The 19,933-nt window shown below is 73.2% G+C and carries 18 protein-coding genes; 7 read left to right on the top strand and 11 right to left on the bottom strand.

Annotation, left to right across the window (positions count from 1 at the left end; all coding sequences use genetic code 11):
• Nucleotides 1-23 precede the first annotated feature (23 nt).
• Complete coding sequence (locus O7625_RS24630) at nucleotides 24-359, bottom strand: DUF3817 domain-containing protein (protein ID WP_067310957.1); 336 nt, start codon at nucleotides 357-359, stop codon at nucleotides 24-26.
• 162 nt (nucleotides 360-521) lie between these two features.
• Here O7625_RS24630 and O7625_RS24635 point away from each other — a divergent pair, with 162 nt between their 5' ends.
• The 4 genes from O7625_RS24635 to O7625_RS24650 all read left to right on the top strand — a co-directional run bounded on the left by O7625_RS24635 (nucleotide 522) and on the right by O7625_RS24650 (nucleotide 2,935).
• A complete protein-coding gene (locus O7625_RS24635; RefSeq protein ID WP_282341912.1) occupies nucleotides 522-2,000 on the top strand; it encodes a glutamate-cysteine ligase family protein in 1,479 nt (492 codons plus the stop codon).
• A 73-nt stretch (nucleotides 2,001-2,073) separates the two neighbouring features.
• Entirely contained in the window at nucleotides 2,074-2,553 is a 480-nt protein-coding gene (locus O7625_RS24640; RefSeq protein ID WP_282341914.1) for a DUF2975 domain-containing protein, read from the top strand.
• The gene (locus O7625_RS24645; RefSeq protein ID WP_282341915.1) at nucleotides 2,553-2,774 is read left to right on the top strand and encodes a helix-turn-helix transcriptional regulator; all 222 of its coding nucleotides are present in this window, start codon (nucleotides 2,553-2,555) and stop codon (nucleotides 2,772-2,774) included. Before O7625_RS24640 ends, O7625_RS24645 begins: the two co-directional genes overlap by 1 nt.
• Nucleotides 2,771-2,935, top strand: a complete 165-nt coding sequence (locus O7625_RS24650) for a hypothetical protein (protein WP_172898356.1) — start codon at nucleotides 2,771-2,773, stop codon at nucleotides 2,933-2,935. Before O7625_RS24645 ends, O7625_RS24650 begins: the two co-directional genes overlap by 4 nt.
• Before the next feature lie 135 nt (nucleotides 2,936-3,070).
• Here the strand turns inward: O7625_RS24650 and O7625_RS24655 are convergent, their stop codons facing one another.
• Nucleotides 3,071-3,625, bottom strand: coding sequence for a TetR-like C-terminal domain-containing protein (locus O7625_RS24655; RefSeq protein WP_282341918.1), 555 nt, complete (start codon nucleotides 3,623-3,625; stop codon nucleotides 3,071-3,073).
• A 65-nt stretch (nucleotides 3,626-3,690) separates the two neighbouring features.
• On the opposite strand from O7625_RS24655, the gene O7625_RS24660 reads away from it, so the two are divergent.
• Nucleotides 3,691-4,182, top strand: coding sequence for an FBP domain-containing protein (locus tag O7625_RS24660; protein ID WP_282341920.1), 492 nt, complete (start codon nucleotides 3,691-3,693; stop codon nucleotides 4,180-4,182).
• 116 nt (nucleotides 4,183-4,298) lie between these two features.
• On the opposite strand, the gene O7625_RS24665 is transcribed toward O7625_RS24660, so the two are convergent.
• The 5 genes from O7625_RS24665 to O7625_RS24685 all read right to left on the bottom strand — a co-directional run bounded on the left by O7625_RS24665 (nucleotide 4,299) and on the right by O7625_RS24685 (nucleotide 9,336).
• A complete protein-coding gene (locus tag O7625_RS24665) occupies nucleotides 4,299-5,864 on the bottom strand; it encodes a pentapeptide repeat-containing protein (protein ID WP_282341922.1) in 1,566 nt (521 codons plus the stop codon).
• Nucleotides 5,865-6,002: 138 nt separating this feature from the next.
• Nucleotides 6,003-6,629: a response regulator transcription factor gene (locus O7625_RS24670; protein ID WP_282347079.1), complete on the bottom strand. Its 627-nt coding sequence runs from the start codon at nucleotides 6,627-6,629 to the stop codon at nucleotides 6,003-6,005.
• Nucleotides 6,626-7,954 carry a histidine kinase gene (locus O7625_RS24675; RefSeq protein ID WP_282341924.1) on the bottom strand — a complete coding sequence of 443 codons (1,329 nt, stop codon included), beginning with the start codon at nucleotides 7,952-7,954 and terminating at the stop codon, nucleotides 6,626-6,628. The genes O7625_RS24670 and O7625_RS24675 overlap by 4 nt, the downstream gene beginning before the upstream one ends.
• A gap of 9 nt (nucleotides 7,955-7,963) precedes the next feature.
• The gene (locus O7625_RS24680) at nucleotides 7,964-8,413 is read right to left on the bottom strand and encodes an ABA4-like family protein (RefSeq protein WP_282341925.1); all 450 of its coding nucleotides are present in this window, start codon (nucleotides 8,411-8,413) and stop codon (nucleotides 7,964-7,966) included.
• A complete protein-coding gene (locus O7625_RS24685; protein ID WP_282341926.1) occupies nucleotides 8,410-9,336 on the bottom strand; it encodes a hypothetical protein in 927 nt (308 codons plus the stop codon). Before O7625_RS24685 ends, O7625_RS24680 begins: the two co-directional genes overlap by 4 nt.
• 246 nt (nucleotides 9,337-9,582) lie before the next feature.
• On the opposite strand from O7625_RS24685, the gene O7625_RS24690 reads away from it, so the two are divergent.
• Nucleotides 9,583-11,220: a cellulose-binding domain-containing protein gene (locus O7625_RS24690; RefSeq protein WP_282341928.1), complete on the top strand. Its 1,638-nt coding sequence runs from the start codon at nucleotides 9,583-9,585 to the stop codon at nucleotides 11,218-11,220.
• A 62-nt stretch (nucleotides 11,221-11,282) separates the two neighbouring features.
• Here O7625_RS24690 and O7625_RS24695 read toward each other — a convergent pair whose 3' ends face one another.
• Nucleotides 11,283-12,467, bottom strand: a complete 1,185-nt coding sequence (locus O7625_RS24695) for a helix-turn-helix transcriptional regulator (RefSeq protein ID WP_282341929.1) — start codon at nucleotides 12,465-12,467, stop codon at nucleotides 11,283-11,285.
• Between the two features lie 321 nt (nucleotides 12,468-12,788).
• Between O7625_RS24695 and O7625_RS24700 the strand changes: the two genes are divergently transcribed.
• Nucleotides 12,789-13,022, top strand: a complete 234-nt coding sequence (locus O7625_RS24700) for a winged helix-turn-helix domain-containing protein (protein ID WP_204924555.1) — start codon at nucleotides 12,789-12,791, stop codon at nucleotides 13,020-13,022.
• A gap of 439 nt (nucleotides 13,023-13,461) precedes the next feature.
• Here the strand turns inward: O7625_RS24700 and treZ are convergent, their stop codons facing one another.
• Genes treZ through glgX form a run of 3 tightly spaced genes read right to left on the bottom strand, consistent with a single transcriptional unit; the run spans nucleotide 13,462 to nucleotide 19,656 of the window.
• Nucleotides 13,462-15,195, bottom strand: coding sequence for a malto-oligosyltrehalose trehalohydrolase (gene treZ, locus O7625_RS24705; RefSeq protein WP_282341933.1), 1,734 nt, complete (start codon nucleotides 15,193-15,195; stop codon nucleotides 13,462-13,464).
• Nucleotides 15,192-17,534: a malto-oligosyltrehalose synthase gene (gene treY / locus O7625_RS24710; protein WP_282341935.1), complete on the bottom strand. Its 2,343-nt coding sequence runs from the start codon at nucleotides 17,532-17,534 to the stop codon at nucleotides 15,192-15,194. Before treY ends, treZ begins: the two co-directional genes overlap by 4 nt.
• Nucleotide 17,535: 1 nt before the next feature.
• Complete coding sequence (gene glgX / locus O7625_RS24715) at nucleotides 17,536-19,656, bottom strand: glycogen debranching protein GlgX (RefSeq protein ID WP_282341937.1); 2,121 nt, start codon at nucleotides 19,654-19,656, stop codon at nucleotides 17,536-17,538.
• Nucleotides 19,657-19,933: the final 277 nt, after the last annotated feature.

Below are 19,933 nucleotides of genomic sequence, written 5' to 3' on the forward strand. Positions count from 1 at the left end.
CGACCGGGGTCAGCGGGCGCGGGTCAGCCGACCGGGGTCAGCGGGCGCGACGCCGGGGTGGCCCGCAGCAGCCCCCGACGGGCGGCCCACCGCTCGAAGAACAGGGTGGCGAAGGGCGGCACCGCACAGACCAGCGCGACGACGGTGACCCCGGGGGACCACCGGTGCAGCCGGGCGACGGCGAGCACCAGGATGCCGTACGCCACGAAGAGCGCGCCGTGGATCGGCCCGAAGACCTGCACGCCGATCTCGTTGCCCGGCGGGCCGTACTTCACCGCCATGCCGACCAGCAGGGCCAGCCAGGAGCACGCCTCGGCGATGGCGGCCGCCACGAACAGTCGGGTCGTCTTCTCGCGCATCGCGCCATGCTATCCAGCGGTCGTCGCCGGCCGGTCCGCGACGGCCGGGAGACCGTGGGGATCACCAGGGTCGTCGGTGGGTACGTAGAGGGTCCTTCGGGCCTTTCCGGTTCCCCGGGGACGTGCAAGGTTGATCGGACCAACGGTGACAGGGCGGTGGCCATGGGCGAGGAAGTCGGAGCGCGCACCTTCAGCCGGGAGGACCGGGCCCGATACCGGGAGAAGGTACGCCGGTGTCTGGACGTCTTCGCCGAGATGCTGCGGGAGTCCCGGTTCGACGTCGAACGGCCGATGACCGGCCTGGAGATCGAGCTGAACCTGGTCGACGACGACTCCCGCCCGACGATGCGCAACGCCGACGTGCTCGCCGCCGTCGCCGATCCCAGCTTCCAGACCGAGCTGGGCCAGTTCAACGTGGAGATCAACGTGGCGCCCCGGCGGCTCGTCGGCACCGGCACGGCCGAGTTCGAGTCGCACGTGCGGGCCAGCCTGAACGCCGCCGAGGAGAAGGCCCGGACGGTCGGCGCCCACATGGTCATGATCGGCATCCTGCCCACCCTGGAACCGGGGCACCTGACCGCCGGCGCACTGTCGGCGAACCCGCGCTACGCGCTGCTCAACGAGCAGATCTTCGCCGCCCGGGGCGAGGATCTGCGGATCGCCATCAGCGGGGTGGAGCGGCTGGCCACCACCGCCGACACCATCACCCCGGAGGCGGCCTGCACCAGCACCCAGTTCCACCTCCAGGTCAGCCCGGCCGACTTCGCCGGCTACTGGAACGCCGCCCAGGCGGTCGCCGGGGTCCAGCTCGCGCTGGGGGCGAACTCGCCGCTGTTCTTCGGCCGTGAGCTGTGGCGGGAGACCCGGGTGCCGCTGTTCCAGCAGGCCACCGACACCCGCCCCGAGGAGATCAAGGCCCAGGGGGTACGCCCGCGGGTCTGGTTCGGTGAGCGCTGGATCAACAGCGTCTTCGACCTGTTCGAGGAGAACGTGCGCTACTTCCCGGCGCTGCTGCCGGTCGGCGACCCGGAGGACCCGGCCGAGACGCTGGCCGCGGGCGGGGTGCCGAAGCTGGCCGAGCTGCGGTTGCACAACGGCACCATCTACCGCTGGAACCGGCCGGTCTACGACGTGTGGAAGGGTCGGCCGCACCTGCGGGTGGAGAACCGGGTGCTGCCCGCCGGGCCGACCGTGGTGGACACCATCGCCAACGGCGCGTTCTACTTCGGGCTGGTCCGGGCGCTGGCCGAGGCGGACCGGCCACTGTGGTCGCAGATGTCGTTCAGCGCGGCCGAGGAGAACTTCACCAGCGGTGCCCGGCACGGCATCGACGCGCAGGTCTACTGGCCGGGGTTGGGCTACCTGCCGGCGACCGAGCTGGTGCTGCGCCGGCTGCTGCCGTTGGCCCACCAGGGGCTGGACGGGTGGGGGGTGGATCCGGCCGAACGGGACCGGCTGCTCGGCATCATCGAGCAGCGCTGCCTGACCGGGCGCAACGGCGCGAGCTGGCAGGTGGCGGCGCTGCACCGGCTGGAGACCGCCGATCACCTCGACCGCCCCGAGGCGCTGCGCGAGGTGGTCCGCCACTACGTCGAGCTGATGCACAGCAACCGTCCGGTCCACGAGTGGCCGGTCCCCTGACCGAGGGTTTCCCGGGTCCTCCCGCATCGTCGAGTCGATTGACTTTCGATAGGTTAAGAGCGATAGTCGATACATGACGACGGCACGTTGGGCGGTCACCGCCCTCAGAGGTTTCCTCGTGGTCCTGTTCGCGGTGCTGGTCCTGTTCCAGACCATGTCGCTGCCCGGTCAGTTCGCCCACCTGGCGCGCGAGTCGCCCGAGCAGGCCTACCTGCGCTGGCCCGCCACCGCCGTGACGGTGTTCTGGGTGCTCTGCGTCCAGGTGGTGATCGTGGCGACCTGGCGGCTGCTCACCCTGGTCAGGAAGGACCGGATCTTCAGCGAACCCGCGCTGGCCTGGGTGGACGCCATCGTCTGGGCCATCGCCGCCGGCTGGCTGGTGCTGGTGGGGGTATTCCTCTACGTCGGGTTCCACGCCGACGACCCGGGTCTGCCGATGCTGCTGTTCCTGCTGTCGGTCGGCGTCACCGTGCTCGGGCTGCTCATGGTGGTGATGCGGGCGCTGCTGCGGCAGGCCACCGCGCTGCGTACCGACATGGAGGCGGTGATCTGATGCCCATCGTCGTACGCATCGACGTCGAGCTGGCCAGACGCAAGATGAGCGTGGGCGAGTTCGCCGAACGGGTCGGGCTGACCCCGGCGAACGTGGCCGTGCTGAAGAACGGCCGCGCCAAGGCGGTGCGGTTCAGCACCCTGGAGGCGATCTGCCGGGTGCTCGACTGCCAGCCGGGCGACGTGCTCGAATTCGTCGACGACGGGGAGCCGACGCCGTGAGGTACCTGCTCGCCCTCGCCGCGGTCGTGGTCCTGGCCGCCGGGGTGGCCGGCGTCGTGCTCGGCGAGTCCGACGACTCCCCCGGCCTCCAGTTCCTGGGCGGCCTGCTGGTGATCGGCGCGCTCGCCATCGGCGTCCGGATCGCCCGCCGCCCCCGCTGACGCCACCACGCCCCGTCCCGGCGGGTGGGCCGGCGACGCACGCGCCCTCGACCCCGGCGGGCGGGGGGCAGGGCAGGCGGGGCCGGCAGGGCGTCGACCACGACGGCCCCGCGGACCCGGCGCCACAACGGCCGGTCAGGGCGCGGGCCAGTTCCGCAGCAGGGCGTCCAGGGCGTCGAGGACCCGGTTCCAGGTCTGCTCGGTGTCCGGGGCGCTGTGGTCGAACCCGCCGCCCAGTTCGAGGTTGACGTAACCGTTGAAGACGCTGCCCAGCAGCCGGACCGCATGGGTCTGGTCGGGCTCGCCGAGCTGGTAGCCGCGCAGGATGGCCCGGGTCAGCTCGGCGTGCCGGCCGCCCGCGCTGGCGGCGGCCGCCTCCGGGTCGAGCCTGAGCTGGGCGGCGGCCCACCGGCCAGGATGCTCCCGGGCGTAGTCGCGGTAGACGCCGCCGAGGGCGGCCAGCGCGTCCCGGCCGGCCCGACCGGCGAGGGCGTCGGCGGCCCGGACAGCCAGCTCGTCGAGGGCCAGCAGGGCGATCCGGGTCCGCAGGTCGCCGGAGTTCCGCACGTGCGCGTAGAGGCTCGCGACCTGTACGTCGAAGCGCCGGGCGAGCGCCGAGAGGGTCACCTGGTCGAAGCCGACCTCGTCGGCCAGCTCCGCGCCGGCCCGGGTGAGGCGTCCGGGGGTCAAGCCCGCTCGTACCATGACTCATTATGGGTTTGCCTAAAGGTTTTAGGCAAATTACCGTTGCCGTCATGGAACCACTGACCGAGCAGGAGATCCGGTCCGCGTTCGTCAACTGCACCAAGGGCGAGAGCAAGCGGCTGTACGTCCCCCGTGACCTGGCCGACCGCCCCTGGCCCGACCTGGACTACCTCGGCTGGCGCGACCCCCGCGCTCCCGACCGGGCCTACCTGGTCACCGAGTTGGACGGCCGACGGACCGCCCTGGTGCTGCGCTGCCCCACCCCCACCACCCGGCAGCCACCGCGCGGCCTGTGCACCATCTGCCTGACCTCCCCCGCCGGTGGCGTCAGCCTGATGGTCGCGCCGAGGGCCGGCAAAGCGGGGCAGCAGGGCAACTCGGTGGGCACCTACCTCTGCACCGACCTCGCCTGCCCGCTCTACGTGCGCGGACGCAAGGACCCCGGGCCGGGTGCCCGGATGCAGGAGTCGCTCACCACGGAGGAGAAGGTCCAGCGGCTGGCGACGAACGTCGCCGCGTTCGTCGCCCGGGTGACCGGCTGACCCCGACCCGCCGACCCGGCGGCGGGGGCGGGACCGCACGACACCGGGCCGCCGCCGGGACGACCCGGCGCACCGTCGGCGGGACCACGCGGGACCGGCCCGGCGCGCGGCGGTGCTCACTGCGGGGGTGACACCGCCTCTTCGATCACCACCTCGGCATGACAGGTGACCTCACCGAGCACCTCGCGCACACTCCGGCGCAGGTCGAGCCGGGCCCCGGCGAAGCTGACCGGACCGTGGAACGACGCCCGCCCGTCGCCGCCGAGCCGGAAGGTCGCCCCGGTGAAGACGCTCCCCGCGAACCCGGTGTCGCCGTGGAACTGGGCACCGGTGAAATCGGCGTGGCCGACGTGACAACCGCCGAGGTCGAGGTCGACCAGGGTGGCCCCGCAGAGCATGAGATCCGTCCCCGCCCAGTGCGGCGGCCCGCCCACGGCGTCCGTCGACGGTCGCAGCCGCGCCGCGAGCAGCCGCTGCGCGGTGCGCCGCAGCTCCAACTCGACGGCCTGCCCGTCGGTGCGTGGTCCGGCCAGGTCGAACGGCAGCGGCATCCGCAGATAGCCGCAGATCGTGTCCACCACCCGCTGCCGCAGCTCCGGCCGGGCATCGCCGAGGTCGGCGAGGACCGCCAGGCCGGCCCGGCGCACATCGGGGTCGGCGTCGGCGAGCTGGCCCGCGTACGGCCGGACGGCGTCGTCGGGCACCAGCTGCGCCCCGTCCGGCCCGGCCGGTGCCGGCGTCCAGCCCAGCGGCCAGCACACCGGGCCGTCGTCTGCCGTGTCGGCCCAGGTCGCTCCGGTGAGGTCCACGGTGGGCTGGTCGAGGTGGACCGGGCCGGCGAACCGGGCCTGGCGGAACGTCGCGGCGGCGGCGAACCGCGCCTTGAAGAACCAGGCCGGACCGGCGAACCGGGCCTGCCGGAACGACACCGGCCCGACGAACCGGGCGCCGTCACCGCCCTCGCTCCACTCCTGGTAGTCGCCCATCAGCACGGCGACCGGCCAGTGCGGGTCGTCCTCGTTCGGCTCGTCCCAGGACGCGGGCGAGGTCTCCTCGATGCTCTCCCAGGCCGGGTCGTCCTCCCACAGCTCGTCCTCGCCCCGGCCGAACCAGGCGAACGCGGCGAACCGCGCCCCGGTGAAATCGGCGTCGGCGCGGAACCGGGCCCGGCCGAAGGCGGCATGGTCGAGGAACCGGGCCTGGCTGAACCGGGCCGGGCCGGGCCAGACGGTGCGGGCGAAGTCGGCGACACCGGTGAACCGCACGTCGGCGAACGAGGTGGTCCCGAGGAACGTGGCGTCGGCGAACCGGCCCGCACCCAGCACCGCGCGGGAGAGGTCGAGATCCACCAGGGTGGCCGCCCGCAGGTCGAGGTCGACGGCGGGCAGGTCCGGTGCGGCGGGCGGGTCCGGTGCGGCGGGCAGGTCGACCGGCCCGGCCGGCGTTTCCGCCACCGCTGCGGGGCGCAGCAGCGTGGCCAGCACCCGGCCCGCCTCCCGCCGGGCGTCGACGTCCCAGCCGTCGGCCCCCACCGGTGTCCGCAGCCCGTCGGCGAGCGCCGCGACCGCCTGCGGCCGCTGCCCGGGACGCCCGGCCACCAGCTCACCGAGACGGCGCAGCGCGGCGATCCGGCCCACGCCCGTCTCCTGCGCGACCGTGCGGATGGCTCCCTGAAACGCCACCGGGTCCGACTCCCCGACCGTCACCCCGACCTCCCCACCCGAGCCCGCCGGGGACGCCCCGGCGTCGCGCAGGATAGCCGGGCCGACCGACACCGGCCCCGGGCGGGCGGCGCGCTCCACCATCGCGGGCGTGCGCGGTCAGCCGCCCCGGGCGAACAGCGCCAGGCGGACCCGGTTCGGGCTGTCCGTCTTGGTCATCAGGCTGGTGATGTGGGTCTTCACGGTGGTCACGCCGATGTGCAGCCGGTCGGCGATCTCGGAGTTCGACAGTCCCTCGGCCACCAGGTCGAGCACGTCCCGTTCCCGGGCGGTCAGCCCGGACACCGGCCGGGGTGGCTCGGCGCGGGCGTGCACCGCCCGTCGGACCAGCCGCTGCAGCACCTCCTCGCTGAACGGGCTGCCCCCGGCGGCGGCCCGCCGCACCCCGTCGACCAGCTCACCGGGCGGGGCGTCCTTGAGCAGGAAGCCGCAGGCCCCGGCGGTGAGCGCGGGATAGAGGTGGTCGTCGTCGCCGAACGTGGTCAGCACCAGCACCCGCGCCCCGGGCCGGTCGGCGAGGATGCGGCCGGTCGCGGTGATCCCGTCGACGCCGGGCATCCGCAGGTCCATCACCACCACGTCGGGGACGAGCCGGGCGGCCAGGGTGACCGCGTCGCGGCCGTTGTCGGCCTCCCCGACCACCTCGATGTCGGGCTGGGCCTCGCAGAGCATGCGCAGGCCCGCGCGGATGAGGTGCTGGTCGTCGACCAGCAGCACCCGGATCACGACCGCCACGCCGGGTACGGACCGCCCGAGCCGGGCGGCGGGGTCGTCGGACCGTCATCCCCGAGCGGTGCCGGCGTCGGACCACCCGCCCCCGGTGGTGCGGGCGTCGGACCGCCGGGAGGGGGGCCGGCGGCCGGGGACGGGCCGGCTTCGGTCGACGCCACGGCGGGCAGCACCGTCCGGACCCGCCAGCCGGTGCCGGCCGGGCCGGCCTCCAGCCGCCCGCCGAGCACCTCGACGCGCTCCCGCATGCCGGTGATGCCGTGCCCACCGCCGGGCGGGACCGTCGCCGGGGTCCAGCCCCGCCCGTCGTCGGCCACCTCCCAATGGACGGAGTCGCCGACGACCGACACCGACAGCCGCGCCCGGGTGGCCGCGCCGGCATGCTTCACCACGTTGGTCAACGCCTCCTGGGTCAACCGCAGGACCGCCAGCCCCCGTACCGCGTCGAGCGCGCCCACCGCCGGATCGACCTCCGCCTCCACCGTCACCCCCGACTGCCGTGCCCGGTCGACCGCCGCGCCGAGCGCGGTCGGCAGCGCCGACGGCTCGATCGAGGTCAGCGCCGCGTCCCCGTGCGCCGCGTCGGGATCCCGCAGCACCGCGACCAGCCCCCGCAGATCCGCCAACGCCGCCGTCCCGGTCGCGTGCACGTCGTCGAAGACCGCCCCCACCCGGGGATCCGGGTCGGTGAGGACGTGCCGGGCGACACCGACCCGCAGCACCATCGACGCCACGTGGTGCGCCACCACGTCGTGCAGTTCGCGGGCGATGGCGCTGCGTTCGTCGGCGCGCGCCGCCCGGCTCTCCGACTCCCGGCGCAGCTGATCCGCCCGAAGCCGCTCCTCGGCCTGCCGGGCGAGTTCCCGGTTGGTGCGTACCACCGTCCCGGCCAGCAGCGGCAGTCCGACGTACACCAGCACCCCGAACACCGTCCCGGCGACGCCCTTGGCCCCGTGCCCGCCCGGGTTGAACGCCGTGACCACGCCCAGCACTCCGGCGGCCACCCAACCGGTGCGCGGCCGCCGGCACCGCATGGTCAGTTCGAGCAGCCCCCAGCTGGCCCCGACCTGGTTGATCGTGGTGTCGTCGACAGCCGTGATCGCCACCAGCAGCAGCACGGTCTGTGCCGTCAGGTTCACCATCGGCCGGCGGTGCGTCACCAGCGCGACGAGGAACGCCGCCCCGGCCAACGCCCACTGCGCGCCGGTCGGCGACTGCCCGGTCCGCGTGCCGAAGAGGAGATAGCCGAGGCCGCTGAGATCGAGCAGCAGCATCCGCACGAGGGTGTCCCGTACGTCGAACAGTCGCCCGACCCAGCCCACCGGCTCAGCCTACGGTCGGGAGGAAGAGTCGGCGGCACCGGTCGGGCGGTTCCAGCGGGTCCGCAGCCCCAGGTAGCCGGCCAGCCCGAGCGGCCCGAACAGGATCGTCGCCACCAGCACCGGGGACATGACCCACGCCGGCACCCCCCGCTCCCGACCGTCGAGCCACGCCCAGCGGCCGGCGAACAGGTCGAAGGCGATCAGGTGCGCCCAGGCCGCCGCCGCGCCGACGTCCGTGCCCAGCAGGTCGCGTACGCCGGTCAGGGTCGGCGAGGCGACCACCGGGAGCAGCTCGCCGAGGGCCGGCAGCACCAGCACCGCGTAGATCCCCAGGACCGGCAGCACGATCAGCGGCGACCGAATGACCCGGGTGGTCCACGACCAGCCCGGCACCAGGATCATCAGTGCCCAGAACGGCGCGGCCAGCGCGAAGGTCAGCGAGAACCAGGTGGCGGTCATGCGGCTGGCGCCAGGTCCGGGCGTCGCCGCCGGAACAGCACCACCGTCGCGGCGGCGCCGGTGGCGACCAGCAGGGCGGCCGACGCGGCGAGCGTGGTCACGTCCGGGCGCAGCAGCGGCTGCCCGCGCAGCGCCTGCCAGGTCAACAGCACGGTGAGTACGCCGTACCCGGCCCCCGCGACGGCCAGCAGCCGGACCCGGCTCCGCTCGTCGAGCCAGCGCCCGAGGTAGCGGCGCAGCAGGAAGGCCAGGATCGGCAGCGCCTGCATGGCGTGCAGCCCCACGAAGTGCCCGATCCGCAGGTCGCCGCCGGTGGTGCTCCACCCGACGATCGGCAGCCCCGGCCCGCCGTCCGGCACGCCCACGCTGTGCGCCCCGGCGATGCCGTCCGGCCCGGCCCGGTCCTGGGCCACCATCGGGAACGCCGCCAGCATCCCCAGCGCGGACAGGCCGAGCCCCAGGCCCACCGCCCAGGTGGTGGCCCGGTCCCGGGGCCGCCGCACCAGCAGCACGACCGCGACGAGCACGTGCGCGACGAACAACACCATGATCGCCAATCCCATCACCTGCCAGAGCGCGGCGTTGAGCGGGGTGGTCTGGTTGTAGTGGCTGGTGGTGCCGCGCAGCACCTGCCCGACGATGACCGCCATCTCGACCACGGCCATCGCCACCACCACGCTGGCCGACCACTCCGCGAGCCGGCTGCGACGCGGCAGTTGCGCGAGCATCCAGGCGAGGGTGGCCCCGTACAGCACGAAGGAGACCGAGAACTTGAACGGCTTGAGCCAGATCGGCACGCCGGTGAGCACCCGGCCGTCGACGACCAGGCCCACCGCGGTGACGACGGCGAGCACCGCCGCCGCCACGCTGAGCACCATCAGGGGGCGGTGCCGGCCGGCCGCCCGGGACATCACGTCAGTCATGTGTCGAGCCTCGCCGGCCGCCGGCCCGACCGCGCCCGACCGGAGGCCCCGGTCACGGCCCCCGGTCGGAGGCCGCCTCCTCCCCAGGGTGGAGGAGCGCCGTGCCGGGCGGTCGGGGCCGGCGGACAAATTGACGGCATAGACAACGCTCAGTACCTTGGAAAGCGCTTACCTGACATGACACCACCTCCCGGAGCTGCCCCGGGCAGGGCGGACCCGGTGCCCCGACCCCCACAGGAGAAGACCATGATCTACCGACAGCGTCGGACGGCACTGTGGATGTCCGCAGTCGCCGCGACGGCGCTCACCGCGACCGGTGTCGTGATCACCGCGAACGCCGCCCAGGCCGCCGCCGGGTGCCGGATCACCTACACGGTCACCACCCAGTGGTCCGGCGGCTTCAGCGCGAACGTCGACCTCACCAACCTGGGCGACCCGCTCACCGCCTGGACGGCCACCTGGACGTTCGGTGCCGGGCAACGCGTCGACCAGGGCTGGAACGCCACGTTCAACCAGAACGGCAGCTCGGTCAGCGCCGCGAACGCCGGCTACAACGGGTCCGTCGGCACCAACGGCACCGTCTCGTTCGGCTTCAACGGCAGCTGGACCGGCAGCAACCCGGTCCCGACGACCTTCGCGGTCAACGGGGTGACCTGCACCGGCGGCGTCACCCCCACCACCGCGCCCCCGACGACCGCACCGCCCACCACACCCCCACCCACGACCCCACCGCCGACCACACCCCCGCCCACCACGCCGCCGCCGACCACCCCACCGCCCACGACCCCACCGCCGTCGGGCAGCACGCTGTACGTGGCACCGAACGGCACCGCCGGTGCGGCCGGCACCCAGGCGAACCCGACCACCCTCGCCTCGGCCATCACCCGGGTCACCGCCGGCGGCACGATCTACGTCCGCGCCGGGACGTACAACCTGGCGCAGACCGTCACCATCGAACCGGGCAACAACGGCACCGCCAGCGCCCGCAAGAAGCTGTTCGCCTACCCGGGCGAGAAGCCGGTGCTCAACTTCTCGGCGATGAGCGAGGACCCGGCCAACCGGGGGCTCGCCCTGAACGGGTCGTACTGGCACGTCCAGGGCCTCGTCGTCGAGCGGGCCGGCGACAACGGGATCTTCGTGGGCGGTAGCAACAACATCATCGAGCGCACGGTGACCCGCTTCAACCGGGACAGCGGGCTGCAGCTCTCCCGGATCGCCTCCAGCACCCCGCGCGACCAGTGGCCGGCCAACAACCTGGTGCTCAGCGCCGAGTCGCACGACAACGCCGACTCCGACGGGGAGGACGCCGACGGCTTCGCCGCCAAGCTCACCGTGGGCAGTGGAAACGTCTTCCGGTACGCGGTGTCGCACAACAACATCGACGACGGGTGGGACCTCTACACCAAGACCGACACCGGACCGATCGGTGTGGTGACCATCGAGGACTCGCTCGCCTACAACAACGGCACGCTCAGCAACGGCACCCAGAACGGCAACGGTGACCGCAACGGGTTCAAGCTCGGCGGCGAGGACATCGGCGTCAACCACGTCGTGCGACGGACCATCGCCTTCCGCAACGGCAAGCACGGGTTCACCTACAACCGCAACCTCGGCTCGATGTCGATCTCGAACAACCTGAGCATCGACAACACCGAGCGCAACTTCTCGTTCGACGGCGGCAGCTCGGTGTTCCGGAACAACACCTCCTGCCGCAGCGGCAGCGGGTCCAACGACAAGATCGTCGGCAACAGCGACAGCTCCAACCAGTTCTGGAACGGCAGCAACGGCTCCCGCTGCGCGTCGTACACCGGGGCCATCGGTTGGTCCTTCGCCTCCGACGGGCGGCTCGTGGTGACCCTCGGCGGCCGGCAGGTCACCCTGTAACCGCCGACCCCGCGATGGTGGCCCGGTCGGACCGGTCGGGCCACCACCGCGGGCAGCCCCGGTCACCGGGTGGTGAGGCCGACCAGCGTGGCCAGTCGCGCGACGCCGGCCCCCGACGGCCGCCCCCGGGCCAGCTCGGCGATGACCGTACGGGCCACCGGCCGGCACCGCACCTCGGCCGGCGCGATACCGTCCGCGTCGACCAGCACCCGACCGGCCCCGAACAGATCACCTACCTGGAGGTACGCCCGCGCGGCGTCGACCAGGTAGGCGGCCCGGTACTCGGCCGGCAGGAGCCGCCAACCCTCCCGACGGACCACCTGTTCGTGCCGGTGGACCGCCTCCCCGGCGTCGCCCACCTCGATCGCCGCCACCACCCGGGCCAGCTCGACGGCGACCGGCCCGAAACTACTGCGGTGCAGGTCGTTGCCGGCCCCGACCCGGGTGGCGATACCGGCAGCCAGATCGACCAGCTCGTCGGCCCGACGGGGATCACCGTGCTCGGCGGCGGCCAGGGCGGCCTGGAGCAGCAGCGTCCCGCAGAGCGCCTGCCGCCCCGCCGGGGCATCGCGTACCGGCCTCGGGGCGATGCGGCGCGCGGCGGCCACGGTCACCGCAAGCGCCAACCGCCTACGGCCCAGCGCGCGCAGCGCCTGCCCCACCGCCACCGCCGCCGTCCCCGCCAACGCCGGGTCGTCACCGGCCGTGGCCATCGCCCGGTCGGCGGCCAACCACCCGAGGTCGGCCTCACCGAGCTTCACCAGCACCGCCGAGGCGATCCGGTACGTCTGCACCAGCAGCTCCGCCGCACCCCCGGGCGCTGTCGCGTGCCGGCTGCGGGCCGCGTCGAGCAACCCCGGCAGCGCCCGCACCACCTGCGCGTAGTGCGCGTGCTGGTAGGTCAACCAGGCGTGTGCGACGTGCCGCTCCAGTTCCGCCGCCGACACCACTGCCGCAGTGAGGTCGTAGCGGGCGAGGGCGGCGCGCAGCCCGTCCACCCCGTCCAGCCCACCGGCCCGGCCCGACGACGGCAGCCCGGTGCCGAGCAGAAGCGCCGGATCGACCCGCAGCACCTCGGCGATCTCCTGGATCACCGAGTACCGGTCGAGCGCCCGGACCCCGCGTTCGACCTTGTCCACCCAGCTCTTCGACTTACCGAGCCGATCGGCCAGCATCTGCTGGGTCATCTGCCGTCGCACCCGCCAGCGCGCCACCCGACGCCCGACCGGGAGGTCGTCACCGCCCACGCCGCCACCGCCGATCCGGCACAGCACGCGTCGTGTCCTCCACGGGTATCCGCTCCGCCTCGGCCTGCGCCAGCAGGCGACACCGGGCCGCCTCCCGCTCGGCCGCGTCGATCCGCTCGCCCCGATCCGCCCCGCTGGCGTCTTCCCCACCCGAATCCCCCGGCCGCTGGTACCACTTCCACCTGGGCATGCCCCTCCTTCGCGCAGGTTTACCGAGACCCACCCAGGGTAGTCCAGCCCGTCCTACCTGTACAGCATGTCCTACACAGGCTACCCGTACTTAACGCTCATGATCGGGCTGGCTATCCATAAGGTCCGCGCATGGTTGACGAAATGTCTCCGGTGGCGTTCTACGTTCAGCTCGCCGACCTCCTCACCAAGGAGATCGACGCGGGAAGACTCAAGCCCCGCCAGCCGCTTCCCAGCGAGAGCCACCTTCAACAGGAATACGGCGTCAGCCGGGGCACCGTGCGGGCCGCCATCAGGCTGTTGCGCGATCGCGGTTTGGTGGTGACCTTCACCGGCCGTGGCACCTATGTCGTCGATCGCTCGTGAACGGCTCCTGAGCGGACCGCCTGCGCTGCGGGGCTCGTCGCCGGCGCGCGGACGGGCAGGAGGTCGGGCCTGGGGAGTACATATGTGCACTCAGGCTTATGCCACAGAGGCATAAATATGCCAGCCAGGCATACACCTTCCACCCGCATATCGCTCCCGCCGCCACCGTTACCCAGCGCGATCAACCACCCGCGGCGCGGTCAGCCCGAGCACCGCGTACCACGCGCCGAGGACGAGACAGACCAGGCCGAGAGACGGGACACCAAGCCGAACCGGGCCGAGCAAGCCAGGCCGGGGCGAGCAAGCCAGGCCGGGGCGAGCAAGCCGGGCCGGGCACCGCGCTGACCCTCGGCGGTCCAGCACCGCGACGGCCGCCGCCGCACCGCCCGCTGCCGTCCCCGCCCTGTTCCAGGCCGGGGTGGCCCAGGGCGGCCCGCGCTCAGAGCGCGACGATCGCCGCCGTCTCCGCCGGCAGCTCCACCCGGTCGCGCATCACGGTGACGCCCTCAGCGGTGGTGAGCAGCACCCGGCGGGCCACCCCGGGCAGGGTGATCCGCTGGCGGCGACCGGCGAGGTTCGCCACCACCAGGCACCCGCCCCGGCGGACCACCAGGAACTCGTCGCCGTGGCGTACCTCCACCCGGTGCAGGCGGGGGTCGGACAGGTCGGGCCGGCTCTTGCGCAACGCGATCAGCCGCCGGTAGAAGTCGTACATCTCGCGGTGTTCGGGTTTGTCCAGCTCGGCCCAGTCGAGCCGGGAGCGCAGGAAGGTCTGCGGGTCCTGCGGGTCGGGCACGTCGCCCGGCGGCCAGCCGTGCGCGGCGAACTCCCGCCGCCGGCCGGTGGCGACCGCCGCCGCCAGCTCCGGCTCCGGGTGGCTGGTGAAGAACTGCCACGGCGTGCTGGCCGCCCACTCCTCCCCCATGAACAGCATCGGGGTGAACGGCGCGGTCAGCAGCAGCATCGCGCCGACCCGCAGCAGCGCGGGCGACAGGCCGGCGGAGATCCGGTCGCCGGTGGCCCGGTTGCCGATCTGGTCGTGGTTCTGCAGGTACGCCACGAAGCGGTGCCCTGGGGTGGCGTGCCGGTCCACCGGGCGGCCGTGGCTGCGGTTACGGAAGCTGGACCAGGTGCCGGCGTGGAAGAACGCTCCGGTCAGCACGTCGGTCAGGCACTCCAGCGAGCCGAAGTCGCCGTAGTAGCCCTGCCGCTCCCCGGTGAGCAGGGTGTGCAGGGCGTGGTGGGCGTCGTCGTTCCACTGCGCGTGCAGGCCGTAGCCGCCCGCCTCCCGGGCGGTGATCAACCGGGGGTCGTTGAGGTCGGACTCGGCGATCAGCGACAGCGGCCGACCCAGGTGGGTGGCGAGCGCCTCCACCTCGACCGCCATCTGCTCCAGGACGTGCACCGCCCGGGAGTCGGGCATCGCGTGCACGGCATCCAGCCGCAGGCCGTCGACGTGGTAGTCGCGTAGCCACGTCAGCACCGAGTCGACGATGTAGCGGCGCACCCCGTCGGAGTGCGGGCCGTCCAGGTTGACCGTGCGGCCCCAGGGGTTGTCCTGCTCGGTCAGGTAGGGCGCGAACCTCGGCGCGTAGGCCCCGGAGGGCCCGAAATGGTTGTAGACGACGTCGAGGATCACCCCCAGTCCCCTGGCGTGGGCGGCGTCGACCAGGCGTTTCAGCCCATCCGGCCCACCGTAGGGTTCGTGCGGGGCATACCAGCAGACCCCGTCGTACCCCCAGTTGTGTTCGCCGTTGAAGGCGTTCACCGGGAGCAGTTCGATCAGGTCGACGCCGAGGTCGACCAGGTGGTCGAGCCGGCCGATCGCCGCGTCGAAGGTGCCCTCCGGGGTGAACGTGCCGACGTGCAGCTCGTACAGGATGCTGCCGGGCAGTTGCCGACCGGTCCAGCCCTGGTCGGTCCAGTCGAAGGCGGCGTGGTCGTAGCGGCGGCTCGGCCCGTGCACCCCGGCCGGCTGCCAGGCCGCCCGCGGGTCGGGCAGCGGGGTGTCGTCGTCGTCGAGCAGGAACGCGTAGTCGGTGCCGGGGCCGGCGTCGGGGACCTCGACCCGCCACCAGCCGTCCGGCCCGGCCCGCATGTCGTGGTCGGCGACGCCGGGCAGGTGCAGCCGCACCCGGGCGACGTCCGGCGCCCAGACGGTGAACTCGGTCATGCGGCAGCCTCCACGGAGTCGGTGGGAGCCAGCAGGGCGGTCGGCGCGAGCAGCGCGACGGGATAGCTGCTCAGCAGATCATGAAGGAGCAGGTCAGGACCACTGTAGACCCGTCCGGTGAACACGTCGGTAACACTGTTGCCGGGGATCGACAGGCTGGTGCCGCGCCAGCCGCCGGCCCGGGCCAGCCCCACCGGCAGCCGGGTGGCCACCGCGATCACGCCACCCCGGTCGAAGGCGACCACGTGGGCGGCGGCCGGCCCGTGCGCGGCCACCGGCCGGTAGCCGGCGAACAGCTCCGGGTGGTCCCGGCGCAGCCGCAGCGTGCGGGAGACCACCAGCAGCTTGGCCGCGCCGTCGGCGGCCACCTCGGGCTGCCAGCCGGCGTCGAGCCGGGCCAGCAGCTCCCGGCGTACGGCGAAGTCGACCGGACGGCGGTTGTCCGGGTCGACCAGCGAGTTCTCCCACAACTCGGTGCCCTGGTAGGTGTCGGGCACCCCCGGCATGGCGAGCTGGACCAGCTTCTGGCCGAGCGCGTTGGACCAGCCCGCCGGGGTCAGCTCGGCGGCGAACGCGCCGACCTCGTCGTGCAGCTGCGGGTCGTCGTACAGCCGGTCGACCAGGGCGTGCAGGTCGTGTTCGAAGGTCGGGTCGGGGTCGGCCCAGCTCGTCGAGGTCGACGCCTCCCGGGCGGCCTTCTCGACGTAGGCGTGCAGCCGCTCCCGGTCGATCGGCCAGGCCCCCACGGCGGTCTGCCACACCAGGTGGGCGAAGGCCGGATCGGCCAGCGGCGCCCGGGTCATCCAGTCACCGACCTGCTCCGCCCAACGGGCCGGCAGCTCGGCGAGCACGGCCAGCCGGGCCCGGACGTCCTCGCCGCGCTTGGTGTCGTGGGTCGACAGCGTGGTCATGCTGCCCGGCCAGCGCACCTGCCGGGCGGCGGCGAACCGGTGGAACTCCGCCGGCGGCACCCCGAAGTGGACCGGCGAGCCGCCGACCTCGTTGAGGGCCACGAACCGGCTCCACCGGTAGTAGGCGGTGTCCTCCACCCCCTTGGCCATCACCGCGCCGGTGAGCTGCGGGAACCGGGCGGCCAGCTCGTGCCCGGGGCGGCGCAGCAGGGCGGTCACCGCGTCCAGGGTGGCGGTGAGGTCGGGCCGGCGGCGGCCCGCCTCGGCGCGGGCGGCGGCCAGGTACCGGGCGCCGTGCGGCGGGTAGCCCCGGTAGACCGGGAAACAGGCGGCCAGCTCGGCCAGCGCCGCCCGGGTGGCGTCCCGGTCGAGGTCGGGGGCGAGCGCGGCGAGCCGGCCCAGCTCGGCGGCGAGCAGCCGGGTGGCGGCTTCCAGCTTGGTGGTGTGGGTGAGGTCCTGCCAGGAGGTGTGCCGGCCGGTGAGCCGGGCGTCGAGGGCGGTGAAGTCGCCCTCCGCCCGCCCGTCGACGAACAGCCCGCAGACCGCGGCCAGCGCGTCGTAGCCGGTGGTGCCCTGCACCGGCCAGTCCGGCAGCTCCTCGCCGTACTCCAGGATCTTCTCCACCACCAGCCAGGCGTGCGGGGCGGCGGCGCGCAACCGGGCCAGGTAGCCGGCAGGGTCGCGCAGACCGTCGGGGTGGTCGACCCGGATGCCGTCGACCTCACCGGCGGCCACCCAGCGCAGCACCTCGGCGTGCGTGGCGTCGAAGACCGCCGGGTCCTCCACCCGCAGCCCGGCCAGGTCGGACACGGCGAAGAACCGGCGGTACGTCAGCTCGGCGTCGCCGCGCCGCCAGGAGACCAGCTCGTAGTGCTGCCGGTCGTGCACCTCGCGGGGGCTGCCGTCGGCGGTGCCGTCGGCGACCGGGAACCGGTGCTCGTGGTAGCGCAACTCCCCGTCGACGACCTTGAGGTCGTCGAGGGCGTCGGGGCTGTCGGCGAGCACCGGCAGCAGCAGCCGGCCCCGCTCCCAGTCGATGTCGAACCAGTCGGCGTACGCCGAGGCCCGGCCCCGGCGCAGCACGTCCCACCAGGCCGGATTGGCCGCCGGCTGGGCGATGCCGGCATGGTTGGGCACGATGTCGACGACCAGGCCCAGCCCGGCCGCCCGCAGCGCCCGGACCAGCCGTTGCCGGCCGGCCTCCCCGCCCAGTTCCGGGTTGACCGCGCGGTGGTCGACCACGTCGTAGCCGTGCGCGGAGCCGGGGGTGGCGGTGAGCAGCGGCGCGCTGTAGAGGTGGGTGACCCCCAGGTCGGCCAGCCAGTCGGCCAGGCCGGCGGTGGTGTCGAGGTCGAAGCCGGGTCGGATCTGGACGCGGTACGTCGACCCGACCGTCACCGTCGAGTCGGGCCGGGGCTGTGCGGGCATGTCAGACCGTCCTCTCCAGGACCACCAGGGAGCGGTCCGGCACGCAGACCGCGCCGCCCGCGTCGACCACCGTCGGCTTCTCCGGGTCCGGTTCCGCCGTACTGATCACCAGCTCCCAGCGCTGGCCGAACTCCTCGCCGGGGAGGGTGAAGTCCAGCGGCGCGTCGTGGGCGTTGAAGCAGAGCAGGAACGAGGAGTCCCGGTGCCGCTGGCCGTACTGGCCGCGTTCGGGGATGCCGTCGCCGTTGACGAACAGGGCCACCGACCGGCCGAAGTCGTTGCCCCAGTCCTCGCCGGTCATCTCCCGCCCGTCGGGGGTGTACCAGGCCAGGTCGGGCAGCCCTGCCTCGGCGTTGCGGCCACCCACCGGCAGGCCGGTGAAGAACCGGCGGCGGCGGAACACCTGGTGCCGGTTGCGGAAGTCGGTGAGCCGCCGGACGAAGGCCAGCAGCTCGTCGTCGGCGTGCTCCCAGTCCACCCAGGCCAGGTCGCTGTCCTGGCAGTAGGCGTTGTTGTTGCCGCGCTGGGTGCGGCCCAGCTCGTCGCCGTGGCCGAGCATCGGCACGCCCTGGGAGAGCATCAGGGTGGCGAGGAAGTTGCGGCGCTGCCGGGCCCGCAGGGCGGTGACGCCGGGGTCGTCGGTCTCCCCCTCGACGCCGCAGTTCCAGGACCGGTTGTGCCCCTCGCCGTCGCGGTTCTCCTCGCCGTTGGCCTCGTTGTGCTTGTCGTTGTACGACACCAGGTCGTTGAGGGTGAACCCGTCGTGGCAGGTGACGAAGTTGATGCTGTGGAAGGGGCGGCGGCCGTCGTCCTGGTAGAGGTCGGCCGAGCCGGAGATCCGGGAGGCGAACTCGGCCAGGGTGGCCGGCTCACCGCGCCAGAAGTCGCGCACCGTGTCGCGGTACTTGCCGTTCCACTCCGTCCACAGGGGAGGGAAGTTGCCGACCTGGTAGCCGCCGGGGCCGACGTCCCACGGCTCGGCGATCAGCTTCACCTGGCTGACCACCGGGTCCTGCTGCACCACCTCGAAGAAGGTGGACAGCCGGTCGACCTCGTAGAACTCGCGGGCCAGGGTGGCGGCCAGGTCGAACCGGAAGCCGTCGACGTGCATCTCGGTCACCCAGTAGCGCAGCGAATCCATGATCAGCTGAAGTGAGTGCGGGCTGCGCACGTTGAGGCTGTTGCCGGTGCCGGTGTAGTCGACGAAGTAGCGCCTGTCCTCTTCGGACAGCCGGTAGTAGCTGGGTGCGTCGACACCCTTGAAGCTCAGCGTCGGGCCCAGGTGGTTGCCCTCGGCGGTGTGGTTGTAGACCACGTCGAGGATGACCTCGATGCCGGCGGCGTGCAGCGCCTTGACCATGCCCCGGAACTCCTGCACCTGCTGGCCGAGCCGGCCCAGCGCCGAGTAGCCGTGGTGCGGGGCGAAGAAGCCGATGCTGTTGTAGCCCCAGTAGTTGCGCAGGCCCAGGTCGGCCAGCCGGTGGTCGTGCACGAACTCGTGCACCGGCATCAGCTCGATCGCGGTCACCCCGAGCTGCCGGAAGTAGTCGATCATCACGGGGGAGGCGATCGCCGCGTAGGTGCCGCGCAGCTCCTCCGGGATGCCGGGGTGGCGCATGGTCAGCCCGCGCACGTGCGCCTCGTAGATCACCGAATGGTGGTACGGGGTGCGCGGCGGCCGGTCGTTGCCCCAGTCGAAGTACGGGTTCACCACCACCGACTTGGGCATGAACGGGGCCGAGTCGGTCTCCGACATCCGGTCCGGGTCGCCGCCCAGCTCGTAGTCGTAGACCGCCGGGTTCCAGCTGACCTCCCCGTCGACCGCCTTGGCGTACGGGTCGAGCAGCAGCTTGTGCGGGTTGCACCGGACCCCGTTGGCCGGGTCGTACGGGCCGTGGACCCGGTAGCCGTACCGCTGGCCCGGCTCGATCCCGGGGATGTACGCGTGCCAGACGTACGCGTCGACCTCGCGCAGTTCGACCCGGCGCTCGGTGCCGACGTCCCACTCGTCGAAGAGACACAGCTCGACCTTCTCGGCGACCTCCGAGAAGATCGCGAAGTTGGTGCCCATCCCGTCATAGGTGGCGCCCAGGGGGTAACGCTCACCCGGCCAGACCTGCATCTCGCTCCTTAGGCCATGATCATGAGCGCGCCGGCCGGGTCGGTGACCGCCGGAGCGCACGCCGCTAATGCCCTGTGGCCGCCTCCGCCAATCCACCCGTTCGGGCAACTCCCGACTTCCACCCGTCCGGGGCGTACCGGACCGTCGGGTGTCGTCCGTCACGATAGGCCGTTTCAGGATGCGCCGGGCCGCGCGATGGCCTTTGCTGGACGCGGACACGCGCCCGTGCGGGTCCGCCCTCGGCCCCCGGCCATCCCCAGCCACCACCTTCCGCCGT

This window comes from Micromonospora sp. WMMD714 (assembly GCF_029581315.1).
GTDB classification, from domain to species: Bacteria; Actinomycetota; Actinomycetes; order Mycobacteriales; family Micromonosporaceae; genus Micromonospora; species Micromonospora rifamycinica.

Coding starts and splice junctions, on each gene's coding strand:
- O7625_RS24630 (WP_067310957.1), bottom strand. CDS start 359: ATGCGCGAGAAGACGACCCGACTGTTCGTGGCGGCCGCCATCGCCGAG.
- O7625_RS24635 (WP_282341912.1), top strand. CDS start 522: ATGGGCGAGGAAGTCGGAGCGCGCACCTTCAGCCGGGAGGACCGGGCC.
- O7625_RS24640 (WP_282341914.1), top strand. CDS start 2,074: ATGACGACGGCACGTTGGGCGGTCACCGCCCTCAGAGGTTTCCTCGTG.
- O7625_RS24645 (WP_282341915.1), top strand. CDS start 2,553: ATGCCCATCGTCGTACGCATCGACGTCGAGCTGGCCAGACGCAAGATG.
- O7625_RS24660 (WP_282341920.1), top strand. CDS start 3,691: ATGGAACCACTGACCGAGCAGGAGATCCGGTCCGCGTTCGTCAACTGC.
- O7625_RS24680 (WP_282341925.1), bottom strand. CDS start 8,413: ATGACCGCCACCTGGTTCTCGCTGACCTTCGCGCTGGCCGCGCCGTTC.
- O7625_RS24685 (WP_282341926.1), bottom strand. CDS start 9,336: ATGACTGACGTGATGTCCCGGGCGGCCGGCCGGCACCGCCCCCTGATG.
- O7625_RS24690 (WP_282341928.1), top strand. CDS start 9,583: ATGATCTACCGACAGCGTCGGACGGCACTGTGGATGTCCGCAGTCGCC.
- O7625_RS24700 (WP_204924555.1), top strand. CDS start 12,789: ATGGTTGACGAAATGTCTCCGGTGGCGTTCTACGTTCAGCTCGCCGAC.
- treZ (WP_282341933.1), bottom strand. CDS start 15,195: ATGACCGAGTTCACCGTCTGGGCGCCGGACGTCGCCCGGGTGCGGCTG.
- treY (WP_282341935.1), bottom strand. CDS start 17,534: ATGCCCGCACAGCCCCGGCCCGACTCGACGGTGACGGTCGGGTCGACG.
- glgX (WP_282341937.1), bottom strand. CDS start 19,656: ATGCAGGTCTGGCCGGGTGAGCGTTACCCCCTGGGCGCCACCTATGAC.